Raw genomic sequence first — 13,641 nt, forward strand, 5'->3', positions numbered from 1 at the left:
CATGACGCTCGTCCGCACACGGGCCGTCGGCCGAAGCCTGGTTCTGACCCTCGCCGACCCGCGCCGCCAGAACGCGCTGTCGGCCGAGATGGTCGCCGCGATCGAGCGCGCCCTCGACGCCGCGCCGAAGGATCTGGCGGCCCTGGCGGTCGAGGGCGAAGGCGGCGCCTTCAGCGCCGGCGCCGACCTGAAGGCGCTGTCGGCGGCGCTGACGACGCCTGCCGTCGCCGGAGAGGCCGATCCGCTGCAGGCGCTGAACGCCGCCGGTGGGCGCTTCTTCGCCCGCTTCGCGAGCCTGCCCTTCGTCACCATCGCGGTCGTCGACGGCGCGGCGGTCGGCGGCGGCATGGGCCTCGCCGCCGCCGCCGACATCGTGATCGTGACGCCGAGGGCCCGCTTTGCGTTGACCGAGACCAGCCTCGGCATCCCCCCGGCGCAGATCGCGCCCTACCTGGTCGCCCGCCTCGGCCAACAGGTCGCCCGGCGCCTCGCGCTCACCGGCGCGCGGCTCGACGGTCGCGAGGCCGCCGCCGTCGGCCTCGCTGATCTTTATTGCGACAGCGAGGCGGAGCGCGACGCGGCGCTCGGCGGCCTGCTCGCTTCCATCGCCCGCTGCGCCCCCGGCGCCAACGCCGAGACGAAGCGGCTTTTTCGCGCCTGCGCCGTGGAGCCGCGGGAAACCTATGTCGAGACGGCGGCGCTGAGTTTCGCGGCGGCGCTGCGTGGCGCGGAGGGGCGCGAGGGGCTCGCGGCCTTCGCCCAGAAACGCCCCCCCGCCTGGGCGAAGGGGTCGGCATGAGCGCACGCTTTTCCTCGGTGCTGATCGCCAACCGCGGCGAGATCGCCTGCCGGATCATGCGCGCCGCGCGCGCCGAGGGGCTTCGGGTCATCGCCGTCCACAGCGACGCCGATCGGGACGCGCCCCATGTCCGGCTCGCCGACTCGAGCGTCCGCATCGGCCCGTCGCCGCCGGCCGGCTCCTATCTCGCGATCGGCGCGCTGCTCGACGCGGCCAGGGCGACCGGCGCCGGAGCGCTCCATCCCGGTTACGGCTTCCTCGCCGAGAACGCCGACCTCGCCGAGGCCTGCGCCGCGGCCGGCCTCGTCTTCGTCGGTCCGCCGCCGGAGGCGATCCGCGCCATGGGCGACAAGAGCGCGGCCAAGGCGAAGATGGAGGCGGCCGGCGTCGCCTGTGCGCCCGGCTATCACGGGGCCGACCAGTCGCCCGCGCGGTTCGCCGCCGAGGCGCGGCGGATCGGCTATCCGGTCATGGTGAAAGCGGCCGCCGGCGGCGGCGGCCGAGGCATGCGCATCGTGCGCGAGCCCGAGGCCCTTGCGGCGGCGATCGCCGCCGCCGGGGTCGAGGCGGAGGCCGCTTTCGGCGACGGTCGCCTGCTCGTCGAACGCGCGCTCCTCAACGCCAGGCACGTCGAGGTGCAGGTTTTCGGCGACGAGGCCGGACACATCGTCCATCTCGGCGAGCGCGACTGCTCGATCCAGCGCCGCCATCAGAAGGTGATCGAGGAGGCGCCCTCGCCCGCGGTGTCGCCCGAGCTGCGCGCGGCGATGGGCGAGGCCGCCGTCCGGGCGGCCGCGGCGGTCGGCTATGTCGGGGCGGGCACGGTCGAGTTTCTGCTCGATTCCGACGGCCGCTTCTGGTTCCTCGAGATGAACACCCGCATCCAGGTCGAGCACCCGGTGACGGAATGCGTGACCGGAATCGACCTCGTGCGCCTCCAGTTCCGGGTCGCGCAGGGCGGGCGGCTGCCGTTCTCGCAACCCGACGTGACCCTTCGCGGCCACGCGATCGAGGCGCGGCTCTACGCCGAGGATTCGGCCGCCGACTTCCTGCCCTCGATCGGGACGATCACGGCGTGGCGGCCGCCGACGGCCGAGGGCGTGCGGGTCGACGCCGGCGTCGAGGCCGGATCGGCGGTGACGCCGTATTACGATTCGATGCTCGCCAAGGTCGTCGCCTGCGGTGCGACCCGCGAGGAGGCGCGCCGCAGGCTCGTGCGTGCGCTCGAGGCGACTTTCGTCGCGGGCGTCGTCACCAACCGCGATTTCCTGCTTCATGCGCTCGGCCGGCCCGAATTCGTCGACGGGCGCGCCACCACCGCCTTCGTCGGCGACGCGCCGTTCAAGCGGCGGGAGGCGAGCCGCACGGCGCTCGCGCTGGCCGCGGCGCTCCTGGTCGAGCGCGGACGTCCGCCGCAGCCGACCGCCGGATGGCGCGCGGCGCCGTTGAAGATCGACGTCGACGGAGGCGAGCGCCGCGTCTCGGTCAGGCGGCAGGGCGCGGAGACGGTCGTCGCCATCGACGGCGAGGAGGTCGCGCTTCGCCTGATCGACGCCGACGGCGGCGTGGCGCGCTACGCCATCGACGGCGTCGCTGTCCGCGCGGCCTATGCCCGCGACGGCGAGGCGCTGTGGCTCGACGTCGAGGGCGCCTGCCGGCGCTTCGCCGACCGAAGCTATGCGCCGCCGGCGGCGCGGGACGCGGACGAAGGCGGCGGCGCGGTGCGCGCGCCGGTCAGCGGAATCGTCGTCGCGGTCGAGGCGAAAGCCGGCGATGTCGTGAAGCGGGGCCAGATCCTCGCCACCGTCGAGGCGATGAAGATGCACTACGCCATCCTGGCCCCGATCGACGGGGCGGTCGCGGAGGCGCACGCCGTCGCGGGCCGTCAGACCCGCGCGCAGGCCGTTCTTTTCACGCTCGCGCCGCAGGAGAACTGACCATGGACAAGGCCGTCGTCACCTGCGCGCTGACCGGCGTCCTGACCGACCCGGCGGTCTATCCCGCTCCCGTCACGCCGGAGGCGATGGCGCGCGAGGCGAGGCGCGCGACCGACGAGGGCGCGAGCGTCGTCCACGTGCATTTCCGCCGGCTCGAGCCCGGGAAGGGCCACCTGCCTTCCTGGGCTCCCGAGGTCGCGACCGCCGTCGTCGCCGCCATCCGCGACGCCTGCCCGGGCGTGATCGTCAACCAGACCACCGGGATCGTCGGCCCCGACCTGTCCGGCCCGCTCGCCTGCCTGCGCGCGGTCAGGCCGGAGATCGCGGCGCTCAACGCCGGCTCGCTCAACTACTTGAAGACCCGCGGCGACGGGACGTGGGCGTGGCCGCCGATGCTGTTCGACAATTCCGTCGACAAGGTCGCGGCCTTTCTCGCCGTCATGCGTGAATGCGGGATCGAGCCGGAGTTCGAATGTTTCGACACCGGCATCGTCCGCACGGCGGCGGCGATCGCGCGCTTGAACGGCTTTCCCCGGCCGCCCAAATACAATTTCGTGATGGGCGTCGAGTCCGGCATGCCGGCCGACCCGGACCTGCTGCCGATCCTGCTTCGCCATACGACGCCCGGCGCGCGCTGGAGCGTGACCGCGATCGGGCGGGCAGAGATCTGGCCGCTGCACCGCCGCGCCGCCGAGCTCGGCGGCGACCTGCGCACCGGCCTCGAAGACACGATCTACCTGCCGGACGGTTCGCGCGCCGCCTCCAACGGCGATCTGATTGCGGCGCTTGTGTTCGCCGCGCGCGGCGCGGGCCGGGACATCGCGTCGCCGGAGGAGGCGCGCGCGGCGCTCGGACTTGCACGGTAGCCGCGCTCGTTGAGCGCGGACGCGGTCAGCGACCGCGTCTACAGGCCAGAGAAGGAGCCGAAAAGATGACTGCCCATGTGTTCGACGTCGTGCGCAAGAGCCCGTTCTACAGCGCCGAGCACGAGGCTTTTCGCGACACCCTGCGCCGGTTCGTCGCCCGCGAGATCGAGCCCTATTGCAACGCGTGGGACGAGGCCGGCGCGTTTCCGCGCGAGCTGTATCGGAAGGCCGCGGCGGTCGGCTACATGGGCCTCGGCTTCCCGGAGGCTTACGGCGGCACGGAAGGCGACCGCTTCATGCGCATCATCGCCATGCAGGAGATCGCCCGGGCGGGCTGCGGCGGCGTTGGCGCGGGCCTGTTTTCCCACACCATCGGCGCGCCGCCGATCCTGCACCGCGGCGCGGAGTCCATGAAGGCGCGGGTGCTGCCGCAGATCCTGTCGGGCGAAAAAATCTCGGCCCTCGCCATCACCGAGCCGTCCGGCGGCTCCGACGTCGCGAACCTGCGCACGACGGCGAGGCGCGACGGCGATCACTATGTGATCAACGGCTCGAAGACCTTCATCACCTCGGGGATGCGCGCCGATTTCATCACGCTCGCGGCGCGCACCGGCGGCCCCGGCGCGTCGGGCGTGAGCCTGATCCTGATCGAGGGCGAGCCCGAAGGCCTGCAGCGCACCCCGCTTCAGAAGATGGGCTGGTGGTGCTCCGACACCGCGACCCTCTATTTCGACAACGTGCGGGTTCCGGCGGAGAACCTGATCGGCGCGGAGGGCGAGGGGTTCCGCGCCATCATGCTCAACTTCAACGACGAGCGCCTGCACGGCGCGGCGGGCGCGATTTCGGCCGCCCGGGTCTGCCTCGAGGAGGCGATCGCCTACGCCAAGCAGCGCGTGGCCTTCGGCAAGCCGATCGTGCAGCATCAGGTGATCCGCCACAAGCTCGTCGACATGGCGATGAAGATCGAGGCGTCGCAGGCGATGCTGGAACTGCTGACCTGGCGGCTGGAGCAGGGCGAAAACCCGGTCGCGGAAATCTGCATGCTGAAGAACCAGGCGACCACGACCCTCGCCTTCTGCGCCTCGGAAGGCGTGCAGATCTTCGGCGGCGCAGGGTACCTGCGCGGCGTCAAGGTCGAGCGGATCTATCGCGAGGTGAAGGTCAACGCCATCGGGGCGGGAACGGAAGAGATCATGAAGGACCTCGCCAGCCGGCAGATGGGGCTTTAGACCCGCCACTTCATCCGTCATGGCGAGCGAAGCGAAGCCATCCACGCCACCCGCCGCGCCCTGCGGCAGGATTGCTTCGCTTCGCTCGCAATGACGATCGGGAAAGGTTGCCATGATCACGCTCTACCACTGCGTCGACGCCCGCTCGTTCCGCGCCCTCTGGGCGCTGGAAGAGGTCGGGGTCGCCTACGAACTGCGGATGCTGCCGTTCCCGCCGCGCCGTCTCGCGCGCGAATATCTGGAGGTGAACCCGCTCGGCACCATCCCGTTCCTGATCGACGGCGAGACGCGGATGACGGAATCGGCGGCGATCTGCCAGTATCTCGCCGAGCGCTACGCCGGCCCGCCGCTGGCCGTCAGGCCAGACGAGCCCGGTTACGGCGCCTATCTCAACGCGCTTCATTGCGGCGAGGCGACGCTGACCTTCCCGCAGACGCTGGTGCTGCGCTACTCCACCCTCGAGCCGCCGGAACGTCGCCTGCCGCAGGCGGTCGCCGACTACGCCCGCTGGACGCTCGGCCGACTGGCTGCATTCGAGACCCTGATGGATGGGGCGGACTATGTCGCCGCCGGCCGCTTCACCGTCGCCGATATTTCGGTCGCCTACGCCCTGATGCTGCTCAAGGTGGTCGGCCTGTTCGATCAGGCGCCGGAGTCGATGAAGGCCTATTACCGCCGCCTTCGCGAGCGCCCCGGCTTCCATCGCGCCAAGGACGCGCAGACGACCGCCGCCGCCGAGCAACTCCACGCGCCGCAGAAGCAGAACGCGCCCCCTTCGTGACTCTTCGTGTCCTTCGTGGTGAACTCCCCCAACAAAGAGACAAGCGACGGGGAGGAAAGATGACGCCGGACATCGGGCTCGCCAACTGGTTTCGCGAGCGCAGCGTTCGCACGCCTGAACGCCGGGCGCTGCATTTCGAGGGCCGCGACTGGAGCTACGGCGCCATGCAGCGGGCGATCGAAGACTGCGCCGGCCGTCTCGCCGCGATCGGGATCGGGAAGGGCGACCGCGTCGCCTTCCTCGGCGCCAATCAGCCGATGTTCCTGTTCGCCATGTTCGCGTCGGCGCGTCTCGGGGCGATCTTCGTCCCGCTCAATTTCCGCCTCACCGGACCCGAACTCGCTTTCATGATCGACGACTGCGCGGCGAGCGCGCTGATCGTCGACGCGGCGCATCGTCCGGTGATCGAGCCCCAGCTGGCGCGGCTGGCCTCGCTCGAGGCGACGCTCGCCGCCGAGGACGAGGCGGGCTGGATCGAGGGGCCGCCGCCGGTCCCTTCCCAGATCCGGGCGCTCGAGGACGACGTCGCGCTGATCATGTACACGTCCGGGACCACCGGCCGGCCCAAGGGGGCGATGCTGACGCACGGCAATCTCTGGTGGAACAACGCGAGCGCCATGCATGCGATGGACGTGCTGGCGAACGACGTCACGCTCGTGCACGCGCCGATCTTCCACATCGGCGGCCTGAACGTGACGATGCTGGCCGCCTTGCAGAAGGGCGCGCTCGTCGTCCTCAGCCGGGCGTTCGATCCCGGCCGGGCGCTGGCCGACATTGCGGCGCACAAGGTCACGACCATGTTCGGCGTGCCGGCGATGTTCCTGTTCATGGCTCAGGCCCCGGGCTTCGCCGAAGCCGACCTGTCGTCGCTGCGCCTGCTCGTCGTCGGCGGCGCGCCCTGTCCGGTTCCGGTCCTCAACGTCTGGCTCGCGCGCGGCGTGATGATGCAGCAGGGTTACGGCCTGACCGAGACCTCGCCGATGGTCAGCATACTCAGCCCGGAATACGCGCTGGCCAAGATCGGCTCCTCGGGCCGGACGCCGATGTTCGTCGAGGTCCGAATCGTCGATTCCGTCGGCCGGGAGCTGACCGCGCCGGGTGAGCAGGGCGAGATTCTGGTGCGCGGGCCCAACGTGACCAAGGGCTACTGGGGCCTCCCCGACGCCACCGCCATGGCGATCGACGGGGACGGCTGGTTCCGCACCGGCGACGCCGGCTTCTTCGACGCGGATGGGTTCCTCACCATCAGCGACCGCATCAAGGATATGATCATCACCGGCGGCGAGAACGTCTATCCGGCCGAGATCGAGAGCCAGCTCATGCGTCATCCGGCGATCGCCGAGGTCGGGGTGATCGGCGAGCCGGATCCGCAATGGGGAGAAAAGGTCGTGGCCGTGGTCGCGCTGAAGCCCGGCGAGACGCTGACGCTCGAGGCGCTGCGCGCCTTCGCCGAACAAAGCCTCGCCCACTACAAGCTGCCCAAGCGGCTCGAACTGGTGACCGCGCTGCCGCGCAACGCGACCGGGAAAATCCTGAAACGCCAGCTGCGCCAGACGTTTGGGCAAGCGGGCAGGGCGGCGGCGCAGCAGTGAGGCCGCGGCCGGGTCCGGCGCGGCGTCATCGCGACGAGGCCCGCACTTCGCTAACCCGCAGACGCGTACCGGGGCGAAAGTCGGGCCGTCGTTGCAGACGCGGCCGCTGGCCGTGTCCCGCGCTCGCCGAGCCCGGACTACCAGAGCGCCGGCGCCCGATATTCGCCCGGCTACGCCTGCGCCGGTTCCATGCCGAACCGGCGCTTGGTTTCGGCGGCCTCGGGCCCGTTGAGGAAGGCGATCAGCGCCCGCGCCTCCTCGACCCGCGTCGAGCCGGCGCCGACGCCGATCGAGAAGGTGGTGACTGACTGGACCGGCGGCGGCGCGAGGCCGACGATGGCGATGCCCGCTTCGCCGAGAAATTCGCTGAGCTGCTGGACCCCGATCTCGGCGTCGCCGCCCGCGACGAGGGCCGCGACCGGGACGCCGGGCCTGGCCTGGACGAGGCGTGGGGCGTCGCCGGCGGGATCGAGACCCCAGGTCTTCAGAATCTCGACGAGGTGGGTTCCGCTCGGCCCGGTCGAATAGCCGATCGAGCGCGCCGTCATGAGCGCGGCCTTGACCGCCTCGCCGTCGCCGATGTCGGGCCGACGCGCGCCGGCCTTGACCGCGAGCGCCATCGCCGAACGGACGAACCCGACGGCGGTTCCGGCGAGGACATGCCCCTCGGCCTCGAGTTTCGCGATCACGTCGTCGGCGAGGACGACGAGGTCGAACGGCTCGCCTGCCCGGACGCGTCTGGCCGCGTCGACGCCGCCGATCGCCTCGATTGAAACCGGCTTGCCCGTCGACGCCGCGTAGCGTTCCGTCAGCTCGCCGAGCGCGCGCCGGGTCGCCATGGAGGAAATGCCGGTGATCGGGTGCGCCATGACGTCCTCCGGGGAAAGGCGGGTCTCGCAGGCCGGTATAGCGCGGCGCGCCCGGCGGCCCAAGCCGCCTCGCCTGAGCCGCCGTGACCATCCGCCGCGTCCGCGCCGATTGTCGAAAGCCGGCGGCGGTCTTAAGAAATGCGCTTGAGGGAAGCCGCTCGGACACGGACGGCGGCGGAGACAAGACATGGCCTATCGGATCGTCGCCGATCTCTGCACGAGCTGCGGCGCCTGTGAGCTGGACTGCCCGAACGAAGCGATCAGCATGGACCGCTTCACCTATGTGATCGATCCGGCGAAGTGCACCGAGTGCAAGGGGTTTTTCGACACTTCGCACTGCGCCTCGGTCTGCCCGGTGGAGGGCTGCTGCGTGCCGGACGAAGCCGCTTCCGCCGCCGAAGGCTGAGGCCGGCGGGCGCGCTCGTCCGGCGCTCGCGCCACCTTCCCCGCGGGAGGAATGGGACACGGCTTCCGAACGACGGCTTCGAGCCGCAGGGGCTCGGATGCGGTCGCCGAGGGGTTGGGGAAGCAGAGCGCTCGGCAGACAATTTGTTGCGAAAAAGAGAAATATGGACTACGGTGCTTTCGATTGGCGCGCGTCGCTGCCGACGAAAGCGTCCGGCTGTCTGACATCCAGAAGCAGAACCTGCGCGGACTCGCCCCTCGTCGGGCGCCCGCCTGAAGACGCGGTCGCCGGCCGCGCATCGCGGCCCAACGAGCGAGCCGGCCGTTCGCGATGAGCCGGACGCGTCGCCCTGGAGGGGGCGGCCCCGGAAGCCCGGGACAGGCGCCCTCCCGTTGGGCGGCGCGACCGCCGCTGTTACAGCCGGCTCGGGAGTTGCGCCCGCCCGTAACACCCAAGCCTTGGCGCAGCTTGGGAATGACCGGCGGTCGTCGACCCCGAGGCGGGGGCGATGACGCTTCGCGCCGTCCTCGCGAGGAGCCCGAAGGGCGACGCGGCGATCCAGGGGCCGCCTGCGCCGACGTTGAAGCGCGGCGACGCCCGGCATACTTGGCCACGCCCCCCTGGATCGCCACTTCCCCCCGGATCCAAGTCAGGATCCAAGTCCGGGGGTCGCTCCTCGCGAGCACGGCGGCTCGGGTGTTGCAGCCGCCCGTAACCGCCAACCCCGTCATTGCGAGGAGCGAAGCGACGAAGCAACCCATGCCGCCGCTTGCCTCCTGCGGAAAAAATCGCTCCGTCTTCTGCTCGCAACGAAGGGCGGCGGGACGATCAGAGGGCGCAACAGCAGCTCAGCGGCCCTGGATCGCTTCGCTTCGCTCGCGATGACGGCGCTGTTCGCTGCCGGCTCGGGAGTTGCAGCCGCCCGGAAAATCCCGCACAAACTGCTGAAAACGCTCAAAACCGGCCGACGTCGGGGCCTGTCTCCGCTCTCGGCGCGGCGACAAGAGCGCGGCGCCGGAAGAGGGGGCGCGCCGTCGAGCGCCCGGTTCCCTCGGAAGGGTCAAAGCTCCGAACGCGTTGCAGCGCGTCACAATGGGCGCGGAGACGGCAAGGCCGACCGGTCATCGCCCGCGACACCCGGCGTTCGCGCCGGCGATCGCAGACAGCGGAGACGGTTCCGGATCCGCCGCTGTGATGGAAACCATAGGAGGCCCTCGGACGGCGCGCAGCGCCAGGGTGGGCGGCCTCGGACGCAAGCCCTAATGGAGCTCCGCCATTCGCGCCCACAGGCCCGCCGCCTGCTCGCGCGCCAGCGCAAAAATTCGTTCGGCATCGCCGGTGACGAGCCTGCCGCCCTCGACGACCACGCGGCCGTCGACCACGACGTGAACGACCGCGTCGTCGCGCCGGACGACACAGTCGCCGAGCGATCCCGGCGCGAGCGGCTCGGCCGCGGCGTCGAAGCGCTCCGCCACGAGGCCGTGCCCGGCCGCGAGGCGACCGTCGATCCGGGTGTCGCCGTTTTCGGCGGCGAGCCGGCGCAGGGCCGCCTCTTCCGCGCCCATGTCCGGGTCGAAGCCGTCGGTTCCGAGCGCCACGCGGCCTGTCGCGGACAAGGTTGCGGCGTAGCCGACGCGATTGCTTTCGTTGGAGCGCGGGTTGTGGACGAACCACGCGCCCGCGTCGCCCGCCCGCCGCACCGCCTCGGCGGAGCAATGGACGCCGTGCGCCAGGATCGAGCCCCGAGGCAGCGCGTCGAGCGCCGTCAGTCGTTCGAGCGGCCCGGCCCAGCCGCGGCGGCGGGCGTCGTCGACGTCGGCCCGATCCTCGGCGACGTGGACGTGCACGACCGTGCCGAGTTCCCGCGCCAGCGCGCCGGCGTCGCGGATCGTCTCGTCGGACACCGTGAAGCTCGCGTGCAGGCCGACGAGACCGCGGACCAGCGGGGAGGGCGCGACGCGCCGGCAAGCTTCGAGTCCGCGCCGCGCCTCGTTGCGGCCGAAATTGCGCTCGGTCGCGCCGTATGCGACCAGCGCCCGGACGCCGAGGCCGGCGCAGGCCTCGACGACAAGGGGAAGCGAATCCTCGATCAGGTTCGGCGATTCGTGATGGTCGACCAGCGTCGTCACGCCGGCGAGCAGCGCCCGGGCGGCATGATCGCGCGCGGCGGCGGCGAGGCTCGCTTCATCGAGGGCGCGGTCGAGGCGCCACCACACGCTTTGCAGGATTTCCGGAAAACTCCGCGGCGGTGGGTCGGGCGGCGGCAAGCCGTAGCGGACGAGGCCGCTGTAAAGGTGGGTGTGGGCGCAGACGGCGCCGGGGACGATCTCGCCGTCGCCGCAGGCGAGCCGCGCCGCGCCCTTCGGCGCCTCCGCGACCACGCGCCCGCCGTCGATCGCCACGCTCCGTCCGTTGCGGTCGGGGCCGACGACGAGGGCGGCGGTCACCGCCACCGGTCGCGCTCGCGGTCGGGGATGCGGCCGACGTTGATCGCGCGCGCAGCCGGCGAGTCCTTCATCGGCAAGCGGGTCCGGCGCACGCCGTCGAAGGCTGCGAGCGCGCCGGCGACCGCCCCCGCCGTCGGCACGAGGCCGATCTCGCCCACGCCCTTGGCGCCGAACGGCCCCTCGGGCTCGTGCTCCTCGACCAGAATCACCTCGACCTCGGGCATGTGCTGCGCGCGCAGGACGCCGAGCTCGCGCAACTTGAAGGTCACGGGCCAGCCGTCCTTGCAGGGAAGTTCTTCCGTGAGGGCGTAGCCGAGCCCCATGTGCACGGCGCCCTCGATCTGGGCCTCGCATTGCTGCGGGTTGAGGGCCCGGCCGACGTCGTGGGCGGCGATCACCTTTTCCAGCGCGCCCTTCTCGTTCAGCACGACCACCTGGGTCGCGAAGCCGTAGGTGGTGTGGGTCTTGACCCTGCCGCCCTTCGGCTGGCCTCCCGTCGTGTCGTCGATCCGCACTTCGCCGGCGTAGACGGTTCCGACGAGGTCGGCCAGCGTTCGCCCGGCGTCGAGGTCGGCCTTCAGCTTTTGCGCCGCGTCGATCGTGGCGCGCCCGGCGAGCAGGCTGCCGCGCGATCCGGTGGTCTCGCCGCAGCCGAGTTCGAAGCGGCTGTCGACCCGCGGCCGGAAGACGGCGGCCGGCAGGCCGGTGACCTCGACCGCGCACTGGGTGAGGATGGTGAGCAGCCCCTGTCCCATCTCGGTGAAGCCGGTGTAGAGGCCGACGATCCCGCCCGACTCGACGGTCAGGCGCGCCCGGCCGTATTCGATCGCGCCGTTGCCGAGCCCGGAGTTCTTGACGCCACAGGCGATGCCGACCGCCCGGCCCGCTTTGCGCGCGGCGTCCCAGGCGGGTTTCACCGCGAGCAGCGTCCGCTCGGCGCCGACCGACTTCTCCAGCGTCTGGCCGGTCGTCGTCATGTCGCCAACCTGCACGATGTTGCGAAACCGCATCTCCCAGCCGTCGAGGCCGGCCTTGGCGGCGAGCAGATCGATGGCGCCTTCGATGGCGAAGCTCGTCTGGTTGACGCCGAAGCCGCGCATCGCGCCGCACGGCGGGTTGTTGGTGTAGGCGGCGATCGCCTCGACGTCGAGCGCCGGCATGCGGTAGGGGCCGCAGGCGTGGCCGGCGGCGCGTTCGAGCACCTTGCCGCCGACGGAGGCGTAGGCGCCCGAATCGCCGAGGATGCGGATCTTCGCAGCCGTCAGCCGGCCGTCGGCGTCGCATCCGACCGTGTAGGTCATGGTCAGCGGATGGCGCTTCGGGTGCATCCGGATCGACTCTTCCCGCGTGAGTTCGATCCGCACCGGGCGGCCGGTCAGGCGGGCGAGAAGCGCCGTCTGCGCCTGGATCGTCATGTCCTCCTTGCCCCCGAAGGCGCCGCCGTTCGGGACCAGTTCGACGAACACCTGCGCCTCCGGCTCGCCGAGAACCGCGGCGATCTGGCGGCGGTCCTCGAAGATGCCCTGGCTCTGGGTGAGCACGTGCAGGCGGCCGTCGGGCAAGGGCCTGGCGAGGCACGCCTCCGGTTCGAGGAACAGGTGCTCGATGCGCTGCGTCCGCCATTCGCCGCTGACGACATGGGCGGAAGCAGCGAGCGCCGCCTCGACGTCGCCGCGCGCGTAAGCCGTGGTCGAGAGCACGTTGGCGTGCCTCGGGTTGATTTGCGGCGCGCCCATGGCAATCGACTCGGCCGGGTCGAGCACCGGGGGGAGCGGCTCGTATTCGACCTCGACGAGCGCGGCCGCCTCGCGGGCGAGGCGCGGCGTCTCGGCGGCGACTGCCGCGAGCACGTCGCCGACAGTGCGGGCCTCTTCGCCTTCCGCAACGAGCACCGGCCAGTCGGCGTAAATCTGCCCGACCCAGCGGTCGCCGGGCACGTCGGCGGCGGTCGCGACGCCCGCGATCCCCGGCAGCGCCAGCGCCTTCGACACATCGACGCGCACGATGCGCGCGCGGGCGTGGCGCGACAGGACGACCGCCCCATAGAGGAGGCCTGGGGCGTCGATGTCGGCGACGAAGGGCCGGATTCCGAGCGCGAGTTCGGCGCCCTGGTAGCGCCGGAGCCGCTTGCCGACCCCGCCGTCCTCGACGACCGGCGACGGCGCCGCCCCGCCGAGCTTGGCGTCCTGGATCATCTCGACCGCATCGAGGATCTTTGCGTAGCCGGTGCAGCGGCAAAGGTGCCCGTCGATGAGCTTCGCCAACTCGGCGCGTCCGAGGCGCTCGCCCTGGTCGGTGATCCACTTGATCCGCAGCACCAGCCCGGGGGTGCAGAATCCGCATTGCAGGCCGGCGGCCGCCTGGAAGGCGTCGGCGTACAGGCGCCGCTCATTGTCGGAGACGCCCTCGAGGGTGGTGATCGACCGGCCCTCGACCTGCTCGGAGCGGACGGCGCAGGCGAGCTTCGGCTGGCCGTCGAACAGCATCAGGCAACTGCCGCATTCCCGTTGCGGCGAGCAGCCCGCCTTCACCGACTTGATCCCGAAGGTTTCGCGCAGGGCTTCGAGGAACAGCTGGTCCGCCGGGGCTTCGAACTGCCGGGCTTCGCCGTTGAGCTTGAACTGAATCGTCTTCATGCGGTCCGCCCGATCGTCGTCGCGGCGTCCCCGTCTCTTGCCGCATCCGGGACGCGCGCGCCGCATGTCAGTTATGCCC

General features: G+C 71.4%; 10 protein-coding genes. 7 read left to right on the forward strand and 3 right to left on the reverse strand.

Translation table 11 applies throughout. The features are described from left to right. Position 1 precedes the first annotated feature (1 nt). From DFR50_RS28225 to DFR50_RS28250, 6 genes are all read left to right on the forward strand, one after another. Positions 2-799 carry an enoyl-CoA hydratase/isomerase family protein gene (locus tag DFR50_RS28225; protein ID WP_113893118.1) on the forward strand — a complete coding sequence of 266 codons (798 nt, stop codon included), beginning with the start codon at positions 2-4 and terminating at the stop codon, positions 797-799. Continuing rightward, a complete protein-coding gene (locus tag DFR50_RS28230; RefSeq protein ID WP_113893120.1) occupies positions 796-2,736 on the forward strand; it encodes an ATP-binding protein in 1,941 nt (646 codons plus the stop codon). The genes DFR50_RS28225 and DFR50_RS28230 overlap by 4 nt, the downstream gene beginning before the upstream one ends. Positions 2,737-2,738: 2 nt before the next feature. Beyond that, positions 2,739-3,602 (forward strand): beta-keto acid cleavage family enzyme, encoded by an 864-nt coding sequence (locus DFR50_RS28235; protein ID WP_113893122.1) that lies wholly within the window; start codon positions 2,739-2,741, stop codon positions 3,600-3,602. A gap of 65 nt (positions 3,603-3,667) precedes the next feature. Then, the gene (locus tag DFR50_RS28240) at positions 3,668-4,831 is read left to right on the forward strand and encodes an acyl-CoA dehydrogenase family protein (RefSeq protein ID WP_113893124.1); all 1,164 of its coding nucleotides are present in this window, start codon (positions 3,668-3,670) and stop codon (positions 4,829-4,831) included. A gap of 112 nt (positions 4,832-4,943) precedes the next feature. Continuing rightward, entirely contained in the window at positions 4,944-5,612 is a 669-nt protein-coding gene (locus DFR50_RS28245) for a glutathione S-transferase family protein (protein WP_113893126.1), read from the forward strand. Between the two features lie 59 nt (positions 5,613-5,671). Further along, on the forward strand, positions 5,672-7,204 hold the full coding sequence (locus tag DFR50_RS28250) for an acyl-CoA synthetase (RefSeq protein ID WP_113893128.1): 1,533 nt from the start codon (positions 5,672-5,674) through the stop codon (positions 7,202-7,204). A gap of 170 nt (positions 7,205-7,374) precedes the next feature. On the opposite strand, the gene DFR50_RS28255 is transcribed toward DFR50_RS28250, so the two are convergent. After that, a complete protein-coding gene (locus DFR50_RS28255; protein ID WP_113893130.1) occupies positions 7,375-8,073 on the reverse strand; it encodes a substrate-binding domain-containing protein in 699 nt (232 codons plus the stop codon). Between the two features lie 187 nt (positions 8,074-8,260). Between DFR50_RS28255 and DFR50_RS28260 the strand changes: the two genes are divergently transcribed. Next, positions 8,261-8,479: a 4Fe-4S binding protein gene (locus DFR50_RS28260; protein WP_113893132.1), complete on the forward strand. Its 219-nt coding sequence runs from the start codon at positions 8,261-8,263 to the stop codon at positions 8,477-8,479. Positions 8,480-9,738: 1,259 nt separating this feature from the next. Here the strand turns inward: DFR50_RS28260 and DFR50_RS28265 are convergent. Further along, entirely contained in the window at positions 9,739-10,932 is a 1,194-nt protein-coding gene (locus tag DFR50_RS28265) for an amidohydrolase family protein (protein ID WP_210209066.1), read from the reverse strand. Next, entirely contained in the window at positions 10,923-13,562 is a 2,640-nt protein-coding gene (gene xdh, locus DFR50_RS28270; protein ID WP_113893134.1) for a selenium-dependent xanthine dehydrogenase, read from the reverse strand. Before xdh ends, DFR50_RS28265 begins: the two co-directional genes overlap by 10 nt. Between the last annotated feature and the right edge of the window lie 79 nt (positions 13,563-13,641).

The organism is Roseiarcus fermentans (assembly GCF_003315135.1).
GTDB lineage: Bacteria > Pseudomonadota > Alphaproteobacteria > Rhizobiales > Beijerinckiaceae > Roseiarcus > Roseiarcus fermentans.

What these genes read in the sequence shown, in the direction of transcription:
- DFR50_RS28250 (WP_113893128.1), top strand. Translation starts at nt 5,672, where the DNA reads ATGACGCCGGACATCGGGCTCGCCAACTGGTTTCGCGAGCGCAGCGTT.
- DFR50_RS28225 (WP_113893118.1), top strand. Translation starts at nt 2, where the DNA reads ATGACGCTCGTCCGCACACGGGCCGTCGGCCGAAGCCTGGTTCTGACC.
- DFR50_RS28255 (WP_113893130.1), bottom strand. Translation starts at nt 8,073, where the DNA reads ATGGCGCACCCGATCACCGGCATTTCCTCCATGGCGACCCGGCGCGCG.
- DFR50_RS28245 (WP_113893126.1), top strand. Translation starts at nt 4,944, where the DNA reads ATGATCACGCTCTACCACTGCGTCGACGCCCGCTCGTTCCGCGCCCTC.
- xdh (WP_113893134.1), bottom strand. Translation starts at nt 13,562, where the DNA reads ATGAAGACGATTCAGTTCAAGCTCAACGGCGAAGCCCGGCAGTTCGAA.
- DFR50_RS28230 (WP_113893120.1), top strand. Translation starts at nt 796, where the DNA reads ATGAGCGCACGCTTTTCCTCGGTGCTGATCGCCAACCGCGGCGAGATC.
- DFR50_RS28235 (WP_113893122.1), top strand. Translation starts at nt 2,739, where the DNA reads ATGGACAAGGCCGTCGTCACCTGCGCGCTGACCGGCGTCCTGACCGAC.
- DFR50_RS28240 (WP_113893124.1), top strand. Translation starts at nt 3,668, where the DNA reads ATGACTGCCCATGTGTTCGACGTCGTGCGCAAGAGCCCGTTCTACAGC.
- DFR50_RS28260 (WP_113893132.1), top strand. Translation starts at nt 8,261, where the DNA reads ATGGCCTATCGGATCGTCGCCGATCTCTGCACGAGCTGCGGCGCCTGT.